Below are 21,755 nucleotides of genomic sequence, written 5' to 3'. Positions count from 1 at the left end.
ATATTCACCTTCCTTGGACATTTTCTAAAATATTTCTTTTATTAATTATAGCACAGTTTAAAGCTGGAAGGATAAGGGGCAAAAACCAGCTTATTTTTTGGCTTGAAAGCCTTGGATACTCAACCAGGCCTCGACTTGCTGTTCAGTTTGCTGGATGCTGCCCTGGTTATCAATCACAATATCTGCCCAGCGAAGTTTCTGTTCAATATTATATTGAGACAGCATGCGGTCAAAAGCCTCGTCTTCACTTAAATTATCTCGGTCCATCAGTCGTTGCAATTGAATGCTTTCAGGAACATAAACCAACATCACCGCATCACAAGCGTCCTGGTACTTGGTCTCGTAGAGTAAAGGAATATCCAAAACAATCAATTGATGGCCCTGGTCTTGGTAAGATTGGGCTTGATCGTTGACCCAGTCATAGATATAAGGCAAGAGCAGTTGATTAAGCGCTTTGAGTTGGTCCTTATCTGTAAAGACCACATTCCCTAATTTCTTCCGGTTAAGGGTGCCATTAGGGAAGAGAAAATCCTCACCAAAATGCTCTTTTATAGCTTGTAAGCCCTGTGTTCCCGGCTCAACCACAGCTCGGGCCCCAAGATCTGCATCCACTACCGGGAAACCAGCTTTTTTAAAATAATTAGAAACGGTTGATTTTCCCGTAGCAATTGACCCTGTTAATCCTAAGCGAAAACTCATTCATACACTCCCTTTATTTCTGACAGTTAGGACAAAAATGGGTCCCCCGCTGTCCTAATTTAATCTTTTCAATGGTCGTTCCACAGTTTAAACAGGCTTGGCCTTGGCGCTGGTAAACCTTGAGATAATTTTGATATTGGCCGTCCTCCCCTAAGGTGTTCTGATAGGTCCGCACACTAGAGCCGCCTAAGTCCACCGCTCGACTGAGGATATCTCGCATGGCTTCTAATAGGAGTAGGGTCTCTTGGTCAGTCAACGAATTGGCTGGCCGACCTGGATAAATTCCCGCTTGAAATAAGGACTCATCAGCATAAATATTGCCAATTCCAGCAATTTTTTGCTGGTCCAGTATTAATGATTTAATAGGCCGCTTGGAAGCCGCTAATATTTTTTGAAATTGTTTTAAACTGATATCCCAGGGTTCTGGGCCGAGCTTTAAATTTTCAATAGCCTGGGGCATATCTTGGCGAGAAAATAAGGATATCCGACCAAATTTACGCACATCATAATAGCGTAAGTCCCTGCCATCACCCAAATGACAGATGAGGTGACTATGCTTTAGAACCGGCGTCTGCCTATCACAGACAAAGTACTTGCCTTCCATCCGCAGATGGCTAATCCAGGCGTAATCGCTCCAATAAAAAAACAGGTATTTCCCATAACGGTCGACCCGTTCAAAGGTCTCCCCTACCATGGCCTCACGAAAGACTTGAGGGGGACAATTAATAATCTTTGCCCACTTCACTTCCACATCCTCTATTTGGGCATGAGGAAGAACTTTATTAAGCCCCCGTCTCACATTTTCTACTTCTGGTAACTCTGGCATTAACTAGCCTCCTTCATCCCGCTAAAACACTGTTAGCAGTCTAACCTATTCTAATCAAACAATAACCATAAATAAAGTAAAGAGTGCAACGGTCATAACAAAGGACGAAACCGCTACGCATACTATATCTGTAACTCGCTTCGATTCGAACGGCTATAGCAATAAAAAACGAAGGGAGAACCCTATTCAATAGTCTCCCTTCGTTTACGAAATAGCCAGCAAGGCTAAGCTTTAGATTAGATCTTACTTCACTTTATATGATAGGCTTAGAACCCTTGTCCCAACCTATCTTATCATAAGAAAACTTTTCTTAGTTTTTCCTACTTGGCATCATACCAAGTGGCCCCATAGTTACTATCAACAATTAAGGGGACGTCTAAAGAAACGGCATTTTCCATGACGTCTTTAACTAGGGCAGCTAAGTCTTCTAAGTCCTCCTTGGCGACTTCAAAAATTAACTCATCGTGGACTTGGAGGAGGAGATTTGCCTGAAGTTGATGTTCCTCTAGGGCTTGATCCATCTCAACCATGGCTACCTTAATAATATCGGCTGCCGTTCCTTGAATTGGCGAATTCATTGCGGTTCTTTCGGCAAAGGATCTAACATTATAATTTTTAGCCTTTAAGTCAGGGAGGTAGCGACGGCGGTTAAAGAGAGTCTTAGCGTAACCAGCCTCACGCGCAATTTCCACACTCTTATCCATATATTCAGCCACTTTAGGATAAATTTCAAAATATTTATCAATAAAGGCCTTGGCCTCTTGACGAGAAATCGAAAGATTTTGACTGAGGCCATAGTCACTTATCCCGTAAACAATCCCAAAATTGACTGCCTTGGCTTGACGTCTCTCATCCTTACTAATGTCCTTTTCATCTTTATGGAAAACTTTAGCCGCAGTAGCAGTGTGGATATCCTTATTTTCTTTAAAGGCTTCTTGAAGATGAGGGTCACCAGAAACATGGGCAAGGACACGTAATTCAATTTGCGAATAGTCCGACGAGAAAATGACCCAGTCCGGATGAGAAGGAACAAAAGCTTGGCGAATTTTTCGTCCCTCTTCGGTACGGATAGGAATATTTTGTAAGTTAGGATCAGCTGAACTTAAGCGCCCGGTAGTGGTTAAGGTTTGAATGAAACGACTGTGAACCTTGCCATCTTGGTGGATGAAATCGAGTATTCCTTGAACATATGTGGATTGGAGCTTAGCTAATTGCCGATAGGCTAGGATCAGATCAATGATAGGAACCCCTTGTAATTTTTCCAATTCCGATTGGGCCGTTGAATAGTTACCGGACTTGGTTTTCTTGCCACCCTTTAAGCCCATATCTTCAAAGAGGATCTTGCTCAACTGTTGGGTGGAATTAATATTAAATTCGACCCCGGCTTCCCGATAGATTTCTTCTTGCAGTTGGTCAAGTTGCTCTTCATAGGACTGAGACAAGTCTTCCAGTCTGCTGCGGTCAACGGAAATTCCCATAATTTCCATTTTAGCTAGGACCTGAGCTAGGGGAAGTTCGATTTGGCGATATAAGTCGACCATTTCATCCGCTTCTAAGCGGTCTTTAATAATAGGTAGTAGGTCATTAATAACAGATACCTTAGCTACCAGATGGTCATAAAGACGGGTTTTATCTTCAGGAACCGCCACTTTCTTGCCTTTCCCATAAACTTCATTATCATAGGCTAGATAATCCAAATTGAATTCTCGGGCCACATTGGCCACATCGCCACTTAAATCACGGGCATGGATAAGATAGGAAGCGATAAGAACGTCATCACTGACCCCCTCTAAGTCCATCCCCAAACGTTTTAAGATCACTTGGCTGCGCTTGGCATCATAGAGGACCTTTTTAGCATGGGGATTTTCTATCCAATTTTTAAAAGCTTGGCTTTCCTTCACCAGATCTGGAGAGGCCAGGTAGATATGATCCTTATTTCCCCAAACAACATAGATTAACTCCCCTTCATGGTAATTATTTTCAAACATTTCTAGGTAGAGGGCTGTTTGGTCTTGGGTGAAGTGCTTAGCTTCAAGTTGATCAAGGACTTGATAATCAGGGACTTCCCAGCTGGAATCCTCTAATTCAAAGTCAGCGTCAGCCCCAGAGTTAGCTAAGAATTTTTCCATGAATTGCTTGAAGTTCATCTCACGATAAAAGTTAACCAAGTCTTGAGCTTGAATGCCTTGGCATTTTAAGTCTGCCAGGGATTTTTCAACTGGAGCATCAAGAATAATTCGGGCTAATTTCTTTGATAGGAAGGCCTGGTCCTTATCCTTGACTAAGTTTTCCTTACGTTTTTTCCCGGAGACTTGATCGATATTAGCATAGACCTCTTCCATGGAACCAAATTCCTGAATTAATTTCAAGGCAGTCTTCTCTCCAATTCCAGTCACACCAGGATAATTATCGGAATTATCGCCCATCAACCCCTTAACATCAATGAGTTGTTCAGGGCTAATCCCTTGGTCTGCTTGAATGGATTGGGGAGTATAGGAATCAATATTGGTCACTCCCTTACGGTTAATATCTACCCTAACCTGGTCCCTGGCCAATTGAATCAGGTCCTTATCGCCAGAGATAATCACCACATCCATACCAGCTTGAGCCCCTTTTTGGGACAGGGTACCAATGATATCATCCGCTTCATAATTTGCTAATTCATAGTGGGCAATACCAAAAGCATCCAGCAATTTATTAAAATAAGGCATCTGTTCCACAAATTCTTGCGGCGTTTTATCCCGGCCACCCTTATATTCAGGATAATATGCCGTCCGAAAGGTGGTCTTACCAGCATCCCAAGCCACCAGGGCATGGCTAGGCTTTTCTTTTTCTAAGACGTGGGTCAACATCAAGTGAAAGGCATACAGGGCATTGGTATGTAGGCCCTTATTATTTTTAAAACGATTTAAATCATGCATGGCAAAGAAAGCCCGAAAGGCTAATGATGAGCCATCGAATAGCAATAATTTTTCTTGCTTGGACAAGTTGATTCTCCTTTACAATCTTAATGGTCCATATATTGGGGAAGAACGGTTAACATGGCATCCATCACATTTTTTTCTCCCGTGGTTTCATTATTAGTAATGACATGAATAGTGAGGTAACCCTTTAATTCATCCACTCTTAAAATTTCAAAATGAAAGGTCAGGGTCACATGATGATAGATGGGGTTATTAATCGTAAAATTCAATTCCACCAGGTCTGAATGGGGGCCAGGGAATTGACCTGAAACTGTTCGTGTTACGGCTCCAATTAGAGCAATGGGCGGAATCTGGGCGCCCTCCTTACCAGGTAGATAAAGGGGATTATGATCATCTGTTACTCCCATGTAGAGCATAATATCGCGTTCACGAAAAGATTCCGTTGTGGAAAAAGTATCGCCCACTTGAAACCTTCTTTTCTGATTTTGCTTTTCTTCCATTAGCCACCACTCTTCTCCCTTATATTTTAAGTATTTCTTTTATTTTAGCAAAAGCAAGCCCAGTTGACAAAAAGCCTAGCCAGGCAAAATAAAAGCCAATGATAAAAAAAGCCTGACCAGACTGGCTAGGTCAGCGATGACTTAGAGACAGTGGTCAGACTTTTCAAGTGTCTTTATATTTTATTGTGGAATAACCAATTGTTGGCCAGGTAAAATCAATGAGTTGGCCTTTAATTGATTGGCTGCCAGTAATTGGTTTAAGGAAACCCCATGGTTAAGTGCAATCCGATATAAGTTATCGCCAGCCTTAATTTGATAAGTATTGGCCGCTTGAACTTGACTGACTGGCTTAGGACTTGTCTGCTTTTGACTAGGGGTTGGTGCAGTATTTTCTTGACTAGCACTTACTCCTGTCTTAGCTGCGGGTTGATAAGCCGCTTTAGCCGCTAAATTGAGTCTTTGCCCCACGTAAATCGCATTAGAAGTTAAACCGTTAATTTGTTTTAACTGGCTCACTGTCATGCCTTGGTTACGGGCAATGCGGTAGAGGGTATCCCCAGCTTGGACTTGATAGACCCCAGCCTGACTAGTATTTTGACTTGGTGCTGGAGTGTTGGCAGCTGGCTTAGTGTTGGATGGCTTATAGCTACTTTGGCTAGTTTGGTTAGTAAAGACTTGGCCTGGATAAATAAAATTAGAAGTTAAGCCATACTTAGCCTTTAAAGTATCAACTGTCATGCCCAAGTGCCGTGCCACTGTCCACAAGCCGTCCCCAGCTTGGACCGTGTAAGACTTGTAACCTGCATGGCTTTGACCTTGGGACTGCTGATTGCTTGTTGTGCTTGTGCCTGCTGGGCTGGATGCGCTTTGTGTTTGGCCAGGGGCATAGAGAACCTGACCAGGGTAGATAAAGTTAGAAGTCAAGCCATTAGCAGCTTTAACTGCTTCAATGGTCGTTCCCAAGTTCTTAGCAACCGTCCATAAACCATCTCCAGCTTGGACCCTATAGGACTGTTTGACAGACTGAGCGGGCTTTGCAGCAGGGCTAGAAGGTCTTACTGGTGAGCTCGTGTTTGTTTTGGCTGGACTGGATGAGCTTGCCCCGGCGTAAAGGACTTGCCCAGGGTAAATCAGGTTGGAACTAAGGCCGTTAGCTTGTTTGACTGCCTCAACACTGGTTCCCAATTGGCGAGCCACTGTCCATAGGCCGTCACCAGGTTTCACCACATAGGACCGTCCGCCTGGTTGAGCTGTAGGCGTGCTTACTTGGTTGGAATTTTTTAGATTGTTACTAATTGTTTTTCCTGGCGTATCGTATTGGCTTAAATTATTCTTAGCGATAATGCTATTTAATTTACTGCCATAGGAAGTATCAGTTGCATAGCGACCGGTTAACCAAGCTGTGGCATCCTTATAGGAATTGGTGTTGCTCTTCCAGGCCCCACTATAGAAATTAGGGTTCCAAGAAGTCCCATTTTTTAGGACGCCAACATAATCGATGAGGGATTCCCGGTAAGATGGATACATCCGAAAGCCATCATTAATTTGATAATAATTTCCACGGCCATCATCCTCTAGGGTGTTAAAATTAGCCGTTTTCCCTTTATAATTCCCCTTGATACCAAAGAGATTATTATAGGGTGCTTGCGATAATCGGCTAGATCCCCAGCCTGATTCTAAGGCTGCTTGGGCCATCATCACAGAAGCATAAAGGTCATTTTGATTGGCTAAGTCATAGGCGTAAGGTAAAATTTTATTAAGAAAATTATTGCTAGTAGGTGCTAAGGTCGTTGCTTGAACTGGTGTATAGTTAGCCAATGCATCTGCCCCAGCAATGGCAACTACGGAGCTCAATAAAACCGCACTGGTCTTAATAAGTTTCTTGGACTTTTCTTGATGACCTGTCATAATATTAGAAATCCCCTCTCATTATCTAGAATTACTCATTAATAATTATAGTATAAATCGTGAGGAAAAAAATGCCTTTTAACAAAAGAGGGGATTCTTAATATTCGTAATAATTTTGTAACATTGCTAGCGTATAATAGAAGCAATTCGATAGAATGCGAGGAAAATTTATGTTAAAAAATGTGATCGAAGTCAGCCATCACATTATCAAAGAACATTTACAAACCGGCATGACCGCCTTAGATGCCACTATCGGCAATGGCCATGACACCTTACTCTTAGCTCAAAGGGTCGGTCAGTCAGGCCAGGTTTATGGCTTTGACCTCCAAGAACAAGCCATTAACGCCACTCAAACCCTATTAGAAAAACACCACTGTCAAGAGCAAGTAAGACTTTTCCATGACTCTCACGCTAAGATTACTAAGTATCTTAAGGCTGATGAGAGCATAGATTTGGTCATTTTTAATTTGGGCTACCTACCTAAGGGAGATAAAAGCATTATTACCAAGCCTGAGTCGACACTCCCAGCTATCGAAGCTAGTCTTTCTCGGTTAAAGCCCGAGGGAATACTCTTAGTAGCGGCCTACTTGGGCCATCCTGGAGGAAGAGAAGAAGCTCAGGCCATTCAGGACTACCTCAGTCAAATCAACCAGGATAAGTATAGCGCTAGTCACTTTGAATTTCTTAACCAAAAGCACCTCCCCCCAAAACTATTTCTTGTCGAGAGGAGATCCTAGTATGAATAAAGTGAAATCCCTGTTAAAAAGCTTGCAGCAGTCCTTTTCTTGGCCGAATTTTTGTTTTCAATTTGCTTTGCTTTTATTAGCCTTCCTTCCTGGATTAAAAGCCATTTGGTCAACTGGCATCATTAATTTTTACGGCCTAGGTCTGGCTTTTATCTTCCAATGGCTTAACCAGGAACTCTTTTTACTCTTTAGCTTTGGGGAAAAGCATTCCCTGATCGGCCAAACTAAAGCCTTACTTCTCATCGAATGTCTTTGCTTTATAGTTATTTTTTTATTGGCCTTTTCTTTCGGCTGGCTGGCTTTAGCCCTAGGCATTCTTATCTGGCTTTTAACTCATAGCCATATGATCAGCCAGCAATGGAGCCCTTACCTAGCCATCATTATCTATTCCGGGCAATTATTGCTGATGAATAACCTGTTAGAATATTTAAATTTTTCGACTTTCCTAACTGCTTTCAGCCTGAGCTATTGGCTGATTTACTTAGGGTTTCTGGCTTGTTTGACCCAATTAATCACAAAAGCTAAGAAAAGCTTGGTCCTTTGGGGAGGCTTGCTCCTTATTGCGGCGTTCCCAGCCGCCATTTTCTTCAGACAAGATCAAATTTCACTAGTGGTCGGACTGATTCTCTTAAGTATTGTCTGTCTCATCAGTAAACACTACCAAGAAAAAAATAACCCCCATGAAAACTAACCCTCTTTGCTCCCGGCAAGAGGGTTTTTAGCATCTTAAGATTTCTCCCCCTGAAAGCTGCCTGTTTTACAGCAAACCTTGTTCTCTTAAGCTGATAAAAGAGCTATGCCCCACCACTAAATGGTCCAACAATTCAATCCCGATAATTTTTCCTGCTTCTTTTAAGCGTTTGGTGAATTCAATATCTTCTGGGGAGGGTTCCGGATTCCCTGAAGGATGGTTGTGACCCACCATGATTCGGGCAGCCGATACCCTAACCGCTTCTTTATAGATTTCCCGGGGATGGGCTACCGACATATTTAAACCACCGATAAAGATAATCTGTTTTTTGATCACTTCATTTTTAGTGTTTAAGTAAAAGACCAAGACCTTCTCCTGATGACTATCCGCTAATTCACTGAGATAATAATCCCCCGCTTCCTGACTGGAATGAATAGTCCCCAGTTTCATTAACCGGGCTTGGTGTAAACGCTTGGAGAACTCAAAAATAGCCTGGAGTTCCACTGCCTTAGCCTGACCAATGCCTTCAATGGCCAATAATTCTTCCGTGGCAGCCATTTTCAATTGATATAAGTCTTCAAAATGATTCAAGAGTTTATGGGCTAACTGGATGGCTGACCCATATTTACCCCCTGATCGTAAAATAATAGCCAGCAATTCATAGGTGGGCAAACTATTGGCCCCATATTCTATTAAACGCTCCCGTGGTCTCGCCGATTCGGGCAAGGTTTTAATAGGAATACATGCTTTTTTACTATCCATATCTAAGCCACCTCCACCCTATATAGCCGCGAAGCCCCCTTGAATTCGTCAAATAGCGAAGAGTTAAAAACAATCGAGTAGGACTCTGTCCGTTAATCGGACAGAGGACCTCTCACACCACCGTACGTACGGTTCCGTATACGGCGGTTCAATATCTTAAATAGGCAGACTCCGCCAGGAGGGTTAATGATTTTAATCCCCACTGGCGGAGTCTTTTTGTTGTCAGAGCGTTGTGCACCTCCGGTGTTTTAGATAGACGCCAATATTTCTTACGTGAGAAAGCAATACGTTTCGCACTATTACTATCTAATCCTAACCGCATGAGGCGTACAATCTTCGTTTGACAGCTTTTCCATCGCTTCAAAATGAGTTGCCTTAGGCGATGGTTTAACCATTGTTCTATTTCTTCAATATAAGTTTTAATATAACCTATTCCAAAATAGTTGATCCAACCTTGTGTCACTTGGTTGATCTCTTTTACAATGGTTTTAAAGGTGCCTGGTCGCTTTCGACTTGTCAGACGTTTTAACTTTGCTCTGAATTTCTTCTTTGCTTCATACGTCGGACGAAAACGACAACCCTTTCGGGTAGGCATGATAAGGCAACCCAAGAATTTTAAACGGGTTGGCGAACCCACTTGACTCTTCTCATGGTTAACTGTTAATCGAAGATCTTTCTCGATGTAAGTAGTAATACTCTTTAATACCCGTTCGCCTGCACGTTTTGATTTAACGAAAATCGCAAAATCATCTGCATAGCGCACAAAACGATGCCCACGACGTTCTAATTCTCTATCCAGTTCATTCAAATAAACATTACATAGAAGCGGTGAGATGACACCCCCTTGGGGGGTGCCCGTATGACTATCAATGAATTGACCAGACATATCAATAACACCTGCACTCATAAAACGTCTGAGAATACGTGATATTGCCGGATCTTTAACCATTCCTTCTAAGTAGTTAATCATCTTATCTTGATTAAAATTATCAAAACAGTTCTTGAGATCACAATCAACGACAATTTTATAGCCGGCTTCGTAATATTCGACACACTGTTTCAGTGCACTATGTGCACTCTTACCTTTACGAAAGCCATGGCTATTTGATGATAGTTGAGGATCAATGATTGGTTCAATAATTTGTCGAATGGCTTGTTGAACAATCCGATCCCTGACAACAGGAATGCCTAATTGACGAACTCCCCCATTGGCTTTGGGAATTTCTACCCGTTTCACCGGTTGAGGTTTATATGTCGCGTTTATTAGTTTCTGTTGTAAGGGTTTGAGGTACTTCCTTACTTCGGCTTCCGCAGATTTCGCGGAAACCCCATCAATACCAGCTGCTCCTTTGTTCTTTCGAACCGCTTGAGCCGCTCGCATGAGGTTTTCTTCTCTGACGACGAGACTCATTAGAGACCCATCATGTCTTTTCATATATTCAATAGCTGAATTACTAAGCGCACCTACATACTTTTCAGGTTCCACCTTATGCCTTTGTAGGCTGCGTTGCTTTCGCAACTTTTCTGCTTTTCCCATAATTGAGCTACCTCCCATCTAATCAAACATTGATATTGTTCAGTCCTTCGTTTCCTTAGGAAACTACTATGACTTCGGCTGACTTCTCACAGTAAACCTTTTTCGACCGGCTTCTTATAAGGGGACTCCTGCGCCGTCTGTGAGATCTCCCTGGGTAAGAACGACAACTTTCTACTCATGTCACTGCTTCATCTACTGTCTCAGATTCGTGCAGTATTGGACTTCACTTTGTTTGGCAAGCTCATCCATCTTTTGACAGCCTTTCTTTATGAAGTTTCTGTACGTCAGTGCAAGTATTTGCCTCCAACTTCCTTCAGATTCCACCTCACGGTGGACACCCTTGTCTTTAGCTAACAGTTCCTACTGCAAAGGTCTGTAGTGGACTTTCACCACCTAGTTGTCGCCCATGCCAGGCGCACCAAAAAAAGATCAGAATCCTTAAAATCCTGATCTTCTTTTTATAACTACTTATAAGAAAGGTGTGTCTATTCTACTGTTACCGATTTAGCCAGATTTCTGGGTTTATCGACATCTAAGCCGCGGTCAATGGTCGCATAGTAGGCGAGGAGTTGAGCGGGGATCACTGTAATCAATGGTGTTAATAAATCATGCACATGGGGGAGGACAATTTGGTCCCCTTCTTGGTCTAGTCCCTCCATAGCAATAATTAAATTATGGGCGCCACGTGAGCGAGTTTCTTCCACATTACCACGAGTTAACAAGGCGGTGTTGGCTTGGCTAATGATCGCCACAACAGGGACGCCATCTTCGATCAATGAAATGGTACCATGTTTTAATTCTCCGGAGGCAAAACCTTCTGTTTGAATATAAGAGACTTCTTTTAATTTCAATGCTGCTTCAACAGAAACTGCATAATCTAGGCCACGACCAATATAAAAGGCTGATCTTTGGTCTTTAAAGTAGTCAGTGGCTAGTTGATGGAAATAATCCGCTTGGCCAACCACTTCATCCATGGCTTGGGCAACGATGGATAATTCATGTTTTAAGTCAAAGGGAAGCTTCAAGCCCTTCTTACGGGCAATTTGATCAGCAATAATTGCTAAAACTGTTATTTGTCCAGTATAGGCCTTGGTAGAAGCCACCGCAATTTCAGGGCCAACATGTAAGAGTAAAGTATAGTCAGCCTCCCGAGATAAGGTAGACCCTGGCACATTGGTAATGGTTAAGGAAGGATAGCCTTGGGCATTGGTTTGGACGAGGACTTGGCGACTATCAGCTGTTTCCCCTGATTGGGTTAAGTAAATAAAGAAAGGCTTCTCAGGTAAAAGTGGCGAATTATAAGAGAATTCCGAAGCCACATGGACCTCTGTAGGAACTTTAGCAATTCTTTCCAGGAGCACTTTCCCAACCAAACCAGCATGCATACTGGTCCCAGCGGCTACAATAAAGATACGGTCACTATCAGCAATAGCTTCAACCAGGTCATGGTCGATATTTAATTGACCCTTGTCATCTTCATAGGCTTGAATAATTTTACGGATGGCTGCTGGTTGTTCTACGATTTCTTTTTCCATGTAGTAATCATAGGTACCTTTTTCTAAATCGTCAGCGTCCAAACTAGCGGTATAAGGCTCTCTGCTTACGACTTCACCCGCTAAATTCTCAATTTCAACTTGGTCTTTACTTAGGGTGACTAATTCACCATCATGGATTTCAATATATTGGTCAGTATAGGCGATCGAAGCCATAGCGTCAGAAGCGATGGTATTAAAACCTTGTCCTTTGCCGATTAAGAGCGGGCTCTTATTCTTGGCTGCATAAAGGTGGTCAGGATCTTCAGTATCAATCAAACCTAAAGCATAGGACCCTTCCAAGAGACCTACTGTTTTTCTTAGAGCGCTTAACGCATCGAGATTTTCTTCGCGACTAAATTTAGCAAGCAATTCCACCACAACTTCGGTATCGGTATCCGAATAAAAATCAACATCGGCTAAATAGTCATTTTTTAGGGCTTGGTAGTTTTCAATTACTCCATTATGAACCAAGGCAAAGCGGCCGTCATGGGATAAATGAGGATGGGCGTTAGGAACTGATGGTACCCCATGGGTAGCCCAACGTGTATGACCAATCCCTAAATGAGCAGGGATAGACAGGTCGACTTCTTCGCGTAATTGAGCAATCCGCCCTTTGACTTTAAAGAGGTGTCCTTGGTCTTCTTCATCGACCACATAAATTCCCGCTGAGTCATAGCCCCGGTATTCTAGGCGTTCTAGCCCCTTTAAAAGCACCTCTTGAGCCGCATTTTCGCCAATAAATCCTACAATTCCACACATAAATAGTTTCCTCCTAAAAATACCCATCACTTAATGGGCACACTGATATTAACTACTTAAGCACGAGAAAAGGATTTTGTTTCATTTGCTAAAAATGATTTTTGTGCTTTTCTATGGATTGTGCAACCCCTAGGCCACCCGCCGAATCTTCGATAAACCTAGTCCTCGTCACTGAAAAAATTTTTTTAATCAGTCAGGCGCTATCTGTCTATGACAGATTTTATTAATAACATTTAAGTAGTAATTACATCCTAGGCTATTGTTAAAAGCTTGTCAATATAGGCAGAGGCACAGTTAACAAAATTAAGTAAAATTTATAAAAAAGATGAAAAAAGAATAGTGTGTGGCTGGTGCGTTAAAAGGCAAGATCACTGGAGCTAAAGGACAAGCGAATTTTCAAAGAGAATTCGCTTGTCCTTTAGTGAAGTGGATGCTTGCCTTGCACCAGGAACACGTTTGAACAGAGTGTGAGCTGACGACAAAAATAAAAAAAGACTAGGACTTTAATCCTAGCCTCTTTTAATCAATTAGAAAAGTTTGTCAACCACTAATTTGTAGCTTTTAAATCAGCTAAGCGTTCTTTAGTGGCTTGATATTTTTGTTGGTAATCTTGGCCCTTTTGACGCTCTTTCTCTACCAGGTCAGCGGGAGCATTATTAACAAAGCCATGGTTGGCTAATTTCTTATCTACCCGTTCAACTTCACTGGCCCATTTAGCAAGTTCCGATTCTAAGCGTTGAATTTCTTCATCGATGTCAATAAAGCCTGCTAAAGGTAGGTAAATTTCACCATCACTAAAGAATAGGGTCATGGCTTGGTCAGGAATTTCTGTATCTAAGGCCATTTTTAATTCACTTGGGTTAGCAAAGCGGTTGATGTATTCTTTGTTTTCCTCCAGCATGGTCAAAATTTCTTGGGAATTGGCTTTGACATGAATAGCAATCGGCTTAGAAGGTGCTACATTGTTTTCATTCCGCGCTGTACGGATCGAGCGAATAAAGGAAATCAAAGCCTCCATATGGCGGGCAGCTTCTTGGTGTATCTGACTTTCATCGACTTCAGGATACTTAGCCGTCACAATAGAAGTGCCTTGGTGGGGAATATGTTGCCAGATTTCTTCGGTAACAAAAGGCATAATTGGGTGGAGTAAGGCTAACATTTGTTCCAAGACATAGCTGAGGACGCTTCTCGTCGTATGTTTAGCATCTTCATCATCGCCTTGTAAAACTTCTTTACTCATTTCAATATACCAGTCACAAAAGTCATTCCAAATAAAGTGATAGAGGGCCCGGCCAGCTTCACCAAATTCAAAGGCATCAAAGCGGTCAGTCACCTTGGCAATGGTTTCATTCAAGCGGGTCAAAATCCATTGGTCAACAATAGAAGTCACCCCACTGAGGTCAATTTCATCATAGGTCATACCATCCAAGTTCATCAAGGCATAGCGGGAAGCATTCCAAATTTTATTGATAAAGTTCCATGCCGCTTCCAATTTTTCTGGATAGTAACGGATATCTTGGCCTGGTGTTGAACCGGTGGCTAAGAACCAGCGTAGGGCGTCAGCCCCATATTGGTCAACAACATCCATAGGGTCTACCCCATTCCCTAGCGATTTAGACATTTTTCGCCCTTGAGAGTCGCGAATCAAACCGTGGATGAGGACGTTTTTAAAAGGACGTTCTCCGGTAAATTCTAATGATTGGAAGATCATCCGACTGACCCAGAAGAAAATAATGTCATAGCCAGTGACTAAGGTATCTGTTGGGAAGTAACGCTTATAGTCGCTAGCCTCTTCATCTGGCCAGCCCATGGTAGAGAATGGCCAGAGAGCACTTGAAAACCAGGTATCTAAGACATCAGGATCTTGCACCCAATTTTCTTCATCCTCAGGAGCTTCCATCCCGACATAGACTTCCCCGCTCTCCTTATGGTACCAAGCAGGAATTTGGTGCCCCCACCAGAGTTGGCGGGAAATAACCCAGTCATGAACATTTTCCATCCAGGAAACAAAGGTTTGTTCGAAACGTGGTGGGTAGAAGTCAACACGGTTTTCAGTTTTTTGATTGTCGAGGGCTTGCTTAGCCAAAGGTGCCATCTTAACAAACCATTGGGTCGATAGCCGGGGTTCCACTACAGCATCAGAGCGTTCGGAGTGACCCACACTGTGGACAATCTCTTCAATGTCTACCAGGCTACCCTCAGCTTTTAAGTCTTCCACAATGGCTTGGCGGCATTCATCCCGGGTCATGCCTTGGTACTTGCCGGCATTTTCGTTCATTGTACCGTCATCATTCATGACGTTAATCCGCTCTAAATTGTGGCGGTTGCCTACCGCAAAGTCGTTAGGATCATGGGCTGGGGTGATTTTAACCACACCGGTACCAAAGTCGCGATCGACGTAGTCATCACTAATCACAGGGATTTCTCTGCCCACAATCGGTAAGATAACGGTCTTGCCGATGTAGTCTTGGTAGCGTTCATCATCAGGGTGGACCGCAACGGCGGTGTCCCCTAACAGGGTTTCTGGACGGGTGGTGGCTAGACGCAAGGAACCTGATCCATCAGCTAGAGGATATTCCAAATGATAGAAAGCGCCCTTATCATCTTTATAGACCACTTCAATATCTGATAAGGCGGTTTGGAAGACGGGGTCCCAATTAATAATGTATTCGCCCCGGTAAATAAGCCCCTTTTCATACAAGGTCACAAAGACTTTACGTACTGCTTCTGATAAGCCCTCATCCAGGGTAAAACGTTCCCGGTTATAGTCCACAGAAATCCCCATTTTTGCCCATTGGTTACGAATAGTTTGGGCATATTCTTCTTTCCATTCCCAGGTTTTGTCAATAAATTTCTCCCGGCCTAAGTCATAACGGGAGAGATTCTCCTCTTTACGCAATTTTTCTTCGACTTTGGCCTGGGTAGCAATCCCCGCATGGTCCATCCCAGGTAACCACAAGGTATCGTAGCCTTGCATGCGTTTTTGGCGGACGATCATGTCTTGAAGGGTCACATCCCAGGCATGGCCGAGGTGGAGTTTACCAGTAACATTGGGAGGAGGAATCACCACGGAATAGGCTTCAACTGAAGCATCCCCATTGGGTTCAAAGACTTTTTCATCAAGCCATTGGTCATAACGGCCTGCTTCTACCTCATTAGGGTTATATTTTTTTGGCATATCAATTTCTTGCACTAAAAAGCACCTCTCTTTATGGAATGATTTCTTGAGTTGATTTGAAATAAGTAAAAAAGCCCTAGCTTCCTGTTTAAGGAAGATAGGGCGCTAAGTGCACGGTGCCACCTATATTTATGACTGGATGATAACGGCATCGACCGGACAGTTCAGTTTGTAAGCAACCATGCTTTTTTCTCTTGGTGGCCTCTCACCAAACGCCACTCGCTTCACCGATTCAAAAGCAACCTCTTACGCATTACCTTTACTTATTTTCCATCTAGTTTAACAAGAAAGCTAGGAAAAAGCAATTTAATTTCAAGGTCTAGGCTAACCAACCATGGTCGGCCTGAGTCCTCCCCTTGGGCGAGGAAACATAGGGATTGCCTTTAACATAAAAGCGTAGCGGTTTATGGGTCCACTCGCCCTTATTAGGAATACCGATACGGGGACCTTGAGCAATCTCTGCTACGGGTTTAGGCTCACGGAAGTCAATGGTCAAGGGGTCCTGTAAAACCGAACTTCCATAGTCGACTTCCTTATCAACCCCAAAAGCTTGGGATAATTTGCCCGGCCCATTCGTTAAGAGCCTGCGCTGGTCTTGTTTGCGCCGACTTTTCATTAGGTCAATACCTTCCACAGGTTCCAGGGCTCGGATCAATACCCCTTGGGGCTCGTCTTTACTTTGGGTAATCATATTCACACACCAATGGCCGTGAATATTATAGATATAAAAAATCCCCGCTTCCTGGTAAAAGGCTTCTAAACTGGCTGTCCGCTTACCACCATACACATGGGCCGCTTGGTCACTTTCCCCCAGATAGGCTTCCGTTTCAACAATAATCCCAGTGGTTACTCCCTCTGAGGATTCCCGTCTCAAGCGGCAACCTAATAATTTTTGGGCAATTTCTGGAGTAGATAAATCAGGATCTTTAAAGAAAAGTTCAGCCATTAGTCAGCCGTTCCTTTAGTTTTACCTTCCCATTCATTGAAACCACCCTTTAAGATATAAATATCTTCATAGCCTTCCTGCTTTAGGACTGCAGCCATCCGCGTGGCAATATTCACCCCATTGTCATAGAGGTAAATCTTTTGGGACCGATTGAGACCAGGGGCTTTTTTCAATTGACGGACCTCACTATAAGGAATATTACGGGCACCAAGGATATGCGAGGAACGAAATTCTTGGGCTTCCCGAACATCAATAATTTGAGCTTGATGCATGGTGGCTTGAAAATCTGCTTGGTCAATCATACTTGCTGATTGCTTTCTTTTGATCCAAAAATAAGCTTGATAAATCAAGAAAGCTAATAAAGCCACGACTAATAATAGATAAATTAAAGTAAAACCACCAATTGTTTGTGCTAATAACATAAATTACTCCTTACTTTTCTGTCTAACTAAATTGGCCGCCCCAATCACTCCCGCATCATTACCCAATTGGGCTAAAGAAATTTTGACTTGCCGGAGATTAGGGCGGTAAGTATATTCCTTAAGAATAGGTGTCATTTTGTCAATCAGATACTGGCCGGCATTAGCTACTCCCCCACCCAAAACAATTTGTTCGGGGTTAAAGATGCAGGTTAACTGGCTCAAACAAAGCGCCAAGGCTTTCAAGGACCGTTCCATCACCTTTTCAGCTAATAAATCGCCCGCCTTAGCCGCATCAACAATGCTTTTGACGTCCACCTCTTGGCCTCCACGAAGCTGCTTGGCTAAGGGAGTATCAAAACGAGAGTCTTGGGCATAGTCCTTGCTGAGGCGGAGAATGCCTGTCGCTGAAGCCAGGGTTTCCACACAGCCTCTGGATCCGCAAGTGCATAAGTAGCCATCGACTTCGCTAGTCATATGGCCAATTTCCCCTGCAGAACCTTGACCTAGCAAGAGCTCGCCCTGGCAGATAATGCCGCCGCCCACGCCCGTTCCCAGGGTAACCAAGATCATATTTTGACTCTTACTTCCTGCCCCTTTGGCGAGTTCACCCAGAGCAGCCACGTTGGCATCATTTTCAATATAAACGGGAAGCTGGCCTAAGCGGCTTTGAAACTGGTCGACGACAGTAATCTCATTCTCCCAACCCAGGTTATAGGCCCCAGTAACCGTGCCCCGCTCGCGGTTTATAGCGCCAGGAGACCCCATACCGATCCCCATACAGTCCTTTAGTTCTAAGTGGGCTGCCTCAACATGGTCTTGGATAGTTTTGGCCAGGTTAGAAATAATATTTGCCCCATGGTCAGAAGTATCCGTGGGGATTTGCCACTGATCGATTTTTTCAAGATCTGGAGTAAACAAAGCCAGCTTGGCAGTTGTTCCTCCTAAATCAATACCAACTATAAATGCCATACTTGCCTCCTAATGTATAAATAGGGTATTAAAAGCCCCATGATTTGCAATAATTATACCAGCAATCACTGAATAAACAAGAATTGATAAGAGGATACTGGATAGACGGTGTTTAGGATTATTGGTGATAATGAGGGTGGCTAAGAAACCACCGACAATGCCCCCAATATGCCCTGACATATCCACATTGGCCATGAACAAATTCATAACAATATTCAAGATAATTAGGGTCTGGTATTGGTAGCCCATGGCCTGAAAATAGCGGTCATGAGGGTTGAGATAGCGCATGGCTAAGAAGAAAGCAAACAAGCCAAACAGCGCCGTACTAGCTCCTGCTGAAACGCTCGTTGAGAATTGGTAACTAAATAAGTTCCCCATAATGCCGGAATAAAGATAGATAAACAAAAAGCGCCAGGAACCAATAATTCCCTCCACTTCACTCCCTAGATACCAGAGGGTAATGGAATTGAATAAGAGATGAGAAAAGCCGATATGAACAAAAATTGGCGTAATTAAGCGCCAGTATTGCCCATAGATAGCAATTAAAGCATTCTCCTTAGCACCAAAATGCAGGAGGGTTGAGATACTGAGACTCGATCCCGTGACTTCCATCAAGAGATAAATAATAATTTGAATAGCTAATAAAGCATAGGTGACATAGGGTTTTCCTCTCATTTGTACCACCTTCTAAGTCTACTTAAGTGAACACATACCATAACTTTACCATATTTTGACCTTTAAGAAAAAAGCAAGTTATCTTGTTCTTTATAGATAAGGGTTTTAAAAAAAGAGGCAGCGATCACAATCACTACCTCCTTTAACAGCCTTAAGTGGCTTATTATTTTTTAACTTCTCTAAATAAGCATACCTTACGTAATTTTGGACTATATTTTTTTAATTCAATACGGTCAGGGTTGTTACGACGATTTTTTTCTGTTAAGTAAATGCGTTCGCCCTTAAGTTCCGTATTTTCTAAAAGAATGTTAATACGCATTATTTTCCCTCCATCAGATCAATAATTTATCATAGATTTTTAAACATACCTTATAAGTCTACCATAGTTCTCAGTGCTTTTCAAACTTTTTATAAAAATGTCCTTTAATTATTTTTTGTGGTAATAAGCATCCAAGACCTTGTGTCCAACAACTTCTGCTGTCTTATCATAAGCCGAGGCACTGATTTCAGGAATGACTACCGATAAGGCAATCTTAGGTTGTTCGTAAGGTGCGTAAGAAACAAAGGTCGAGTTAATTATCCCTTCGGTCCCTGTTTCTGCCGTACCAGTTTTAGCAGCAATAGTCACCGGGAAGCCTCTAAATTCATTATATGAGAGGCCTTGCGGATGGTTAGCTGCTGACCAGAAACCTTGTTGAATTCGTCCCAGTTCTTCTGGACTTAATTGTACGGCATTCAACAATTTAGGTTGGTTTTGATAAACCACTTGAGGGGTGTCAGACTCATGCTCACCATTTTCTCTAAGCACTTGTTTAAGCACATGGCTGGCATAGCGTTTACCACCGTTAGCAATAGTTGCGACATATTGGTTCAATTGCATGGGCGTATAAGTATCATATTGACCAAAAGCCAAGTCAATATAATTACCAGGGTTACCCCCTTCACCTTCTAGACCAGTCACTTCATTTTGTAAGTCAATGCCGGTCGAGCTTCCTAAACCAAATTGATGATAAAAATTACGCAACTTGTTACCCGTTTCTGGATCTAAACCAGCCAAGGACATCCCTGCTTCATAGTTGGGTAAGTCCCCGATCGCCATGGCAGTCCGGATCATATACACATTCGATGACCTTGCCAAAGCCATGACATCATTAATTGGCACCGGGCTAGTATTATGGGCTGCCCACCAGGAAGCCTTCCTTGGTGTCCCAGTAAAGTAAAGCGGTTGGTCAATAAAGATATTTTCTTGACCCGGTTTTAAGACGCCATAATGGTAACCGGCCCCAACTGTGGCCCCTTTGACTGTAGATCCCATGGTAAAGGATGAATTAATGGTTCCCAGGGCATCGTCAATGATTTCGCCATGTTCATTGCGGTATTTACCAGCCATGGCCAGGATCTCCCCATTATTAGGGTCACTGGCTACCACATAGATGGAATTATTTTTACCGGTACTCGACCCGTGCAGGTAGCCTTCCAAAATTTCTTCAATTTTCTTTTGGAAATCTGTATCAATAGTTAATTGAACAGTGTTTCCCATGGAGCCAGGATAAGCCTTGTCGGTTCTAACGACCTCGCCTCTTTGGTTAATTTCAGTTTCGTACTTGGTCTTGGCGCCGTGCAAGGTATCTTCATGCATGGCTTCCAGGTAAGACTTACCGACCCGGTCATTGCGGGCATAACCTTGGGCCAGGTAGTATTCAGCCTTATCACTCGGCAGTCCTTCTTCTTCAGAAGTCACGCTACCGATTACTGAACGGAGTAAATCTTTTTGTGGGTATTCTCTGCGCCAATCCATGGTGGTATTGACCCCAGGCATTTCATTACTATGCTCACTGACCAGGGCAATTTCTTCATTGCTGACATCCTTGTTTTTTATCAAGGTTGGTGTGAGGGCGTAGGCCCCATTCATACGCTTATAAATCAGAACCGCTTCAAGATCATCCCCAGAAAAATTGATATCCTCTTCAGAGACGTAGGATAATTGCTTCTCATAAAGTTCACTATCCCTTAACCGCAAGTCTTCTTCTGACATCCGCTCATTTAAGCGATCTTGATTGCTGGCAATCCAATAATCCTTACGGTCTCGTTCTGTGACTTCCCCAGTATCCAAATGAATAAAACTGGCTAATTTCCGGGCAGTCTTGGCCATGTCTTCCCCCGTGACATTGGGGCCTCGGGTATAATTAATGGCTTGGAGTCCCTCGTTATCCACCAACATCTTATGGTTACGGTCCACAATATAACCTCTAGGAACACTTTCTTCAGACATATTCTTTTCAGTCATATGGACCAGTTCTTGGAAGGCTTGACCATTAACAACCTGTAAGTAGCCTAAGCGGAAGATAAGCAGAGCAAATAAAATAAATACAATATAAAGTAAAATGTTTAGCCGATTCAGGTAATTGTGCCAATGGGGCGATTTCCGCCGTAAAGTCTTGGAATTAACCTGGGCTTGTCTTTCTCTCCCCTTGCGCTTAGCTGACTTATCAAAGTCATGCGACATGCCTTCACCTACTTTCTTTTTCTTATCATCATTAAGTGCCAACACTCACTTTCTAAAAAGCAAGTCACCTATCATTATAATCGATTTCTATGATTTTGTCTGACTGAAAGTAGACTTTTATAAATTCTTTGAAAGATCTCTTGGCCTTGCCGTGTTCTGATAAATTAATTTG

Annotated in this window: 17 protein-coding genes; 2 read left to right on the top strand and 15 right to left on the bottom strand. The window is 42.9% G+C overall.

The genetic code is table 11. The features are described from left to right. Positions 1-90 precede the first annotated feature (90 nt). The 5 genes from coaE to CJ190_RS02660 all read right to left on the bottom strand — a co-directional run bounded on the left by coaE (position 91) and on the right by CJ190_RS02660 (position 6,857). Positions 91-699 carry a dephospho-CoA kinase gene (gene coaE / locus CJ190_RS02680; protein WP_064292256.1) on the bottom strand — a complete coding sequence of 203 codons (609 nt, stop codon included), beginning with the start codon at positions 697-699 and terminating at the stop codon, positions 91-93. 13 nt (positions 700-712) lie between these two features. After that, positions 713-1,525 carry a DNA-formamidopyrimidine glycosylase gene (mutM, locus tag CJ190_RS02675; RefSeq protein ID WP_064292255.1) on the bottom strand — a complete coding sequence of 271 codons (813 nt, stop codon included), beginning with the start codon at positions 1,523-1,525 and terminating at the stop codon, positions 713-715. A 320-nt stretch (positions 1,526-1,845) separates the two neighbouring features. After that, a complete protein-coding gene (gene polA / locus CJ190_RS02670) occupies positions 1,846-4,512 on the bottom strand; it encodes a DNA polymerase I (RefSeq protein WP_070598009.1) in 2,667 nt (888 codons plus the stop codon). A 20-nt stretch (positions 4,513-4,532) separates the two neighbouring features. Then, positions 4,533-4,949: a hotdog family protein gene (locus CJ190_RS02665; protein WP_064292218.1), complete on the bottom strand. Its 417-nt coding sequence runs from the start codon at positions 4,947-4,949 to the stop codon at positions 4,533-4,535. Positions 4,950-5,129: 180 nt separating this feature from the next. Further along, positions 5,130-6,857 (bottom strand): LysM peptidoglycan-binding domain-containing protein, encoded by a 1,728-nt coding sequence (locus tag CJ190_RS02660; RefSeq protein ID WP_064292217.1) that lies wholly within the window; start codon positions 6,855-6,857, stop codon positions 5,130-5,132. Positions 6,858-7,027: 170 nt separating this feature from the next. Here CJ190_RS02660 and CJ190_RS02655 point away from each other — a divergent pair, with 170 nt between their 5' ends. Both CJ190_RS02655 and CJ190_RS02650 read left to right on the top strand, forming a co-directional pair. Further along, entirely contained in the window at positions 7,028-7,594 is a 567-nt protein-coding gene (locus CJ190_RS02655; protein WP_064292216.1) for a tRNA (mnm(5)s(2)U34)-methyltransferase, read from the top strand. 1 nt (position 7,595) lies between these two features. Continuing rightward, complete coding sequence (locus CJ190_RS02650) at positions 7,596-8,294, top strand: hypothetical protein (RefSeq protein ID WP_064292215.1); 699 nt, start codon at positions 7,596-7,598, stop codon at positions 8,292-8,294. A 66-nt stretch (positions 8,295-8,360) separates the two neighbouring features. Here CJ190_RS02650 and radC read toward each other — a convergent pair whose 3' ends face one another. The 10 genes from radC to CJ190_RS02600 all read right to left on the bottom strand — a co-directional run bounded on the left by radC (position 8,361) and on the right by CJ190_RS02600 (position 21,625). Further along, positions 8,361-9,056: a RadC family protein gene (radC, locus tag CJ190_RS02645; protein ID WP_064292214.1), complete on the bottom strand. Its 696-nt coding sequence runs from the start codon at positions 9,054-9,056 to the stop codon at positions 8,361-8,363. 148 nt (positions 9,057-9,204) lie between these two features. Continuing rightward, positions 9,205-10,593: a group II intron reverse transcriptase/maturase gene (gene ltrA, locus CJ190_RS02640; protein WP_257876541.1), complete on the bottom strand. Its 1,389-nt coding sequence runs from the start codon at positions 10,591-10,593 to the stop codon at positions 9,205-9,207. Between the two features lie 485 nt (positions 10,594-11,078). After that, the gene (gene glmS / locus CJ190_RS02635; protein WP_070598037.1) at positions 11,079-12,887 is read right to left on the bottom strand and encodes a glutamine--fructose-6-phosphate transaminase (isomerizing); all 1,809 of its coding nucleotides are present in this window, start codon (positions 12,885-12,887) and stop codon (positions 11,079-11,081) included. A gap of 547 nt (positions 12,888-13,434) precedes the next feature. Continuing rightward, positions 13,435-16,065 carry a valine--tRNA ligase gene (locus CJ190_RS02630; protein WP_064292224.1) on the bottom strand — a complete coding sequence of 877 codons (2,631 nt, stop codon included), beginning with the start codon at positions 16,063-16,065 and terminating at the stop codon, positions 13,435-13,437. 319 nt (positions 16,066-16,384) lie between these two features. Continuing rightward, positions 16,385-17,011, bottom strand: a complete 627-nt coding sequence (locus CJ190_RS02625; RefSeq protein ID WP_064292212.1) for a DNA-3-methyladenine glycosylase — start codon at positions 17,009-17,011, stop codon at positions 16,385-16,387. Continuing rightward, a complete protein-coding gene (locus tag CJ190_RS02620) occupies positions 17,011-17,433 on the bottom strand; it encodes a rhodanese-like domain-containing protein (protein WP_064292211.1) in 423 nt (140 codons plus the stop codon). Before CJ190_RS02620 ends, CJ190_RS02625 begins: the two co-directional genes overlap by 1 nt. 3 nt (positions 17,434-17,436) lie before the next feature. Then, complete coding sequence (locus tag CJ190_RS02615; protein WP_064292210.1) at positions 17,437-18,402, bottom strand: ROK family glucokinase; 966 nt, start codon at positions 18,400-18,402, stop codon at positions 17,437-17,439. A gap of 9 nt (positions 18,403-18,411) precedes the next feature. Continuing rightward, the gene (locus CJ190_RS02610; protein WP_064292209.1) at positions 18,412-19,077 is read right to left on the bottom strand and encodes a rhomboid family intramembrane serine protease; all 666 of its coding nucleotides are present in this window, start codon (positions 19,075-19,077) and stop codon (positions 18,412-18,414) included. A gap of 163 nt (positions 19,078-19,240) precedes the next feature. Then, positions 19,241-19,396 carry a 50S ribosomal protein L33 gene (rpmG, locus tag CJ190_RS02605; RefSeq protein ID WP_013670055.1) on the bottom strand — a complete coding sequence of 52 codons (156 nt, stop codon included), beginning with the start codon at positions 19,394-19,396 and terminating at the stop codon, positions 19,241-19,243. A 108-nt stretch (positions 19,397-19,504) separates the two neighbouring features. Beyond that, positions 19,505-21,625, bottom strand: a complete 2,121-nt coding sequence (locus CJ190_RS02600) for a penicillin-binding transpeptidase domain-containing protein (protein ID WP_101562111.1) — start codon at positions 21,623-21,625, stop codon at positions 19,505-19,507. Between the last annotated feature and the right edge of the window lie 130 nt (positions 21,626-21,755).

The sequence above is a fragment of the Aerococcus loyolae genome (assembly GCF_002871915.2).
GTDB lineage: Bacteria > Bacillota > Bacilli > Lactobacillales > Aerococcaceae > Aerococcus > Aerococcus loyolae.
Note: the sequence above shows the minus strand (reverse complement) of the source record. Positions and strands in the feature narration are given on the sequence as shown.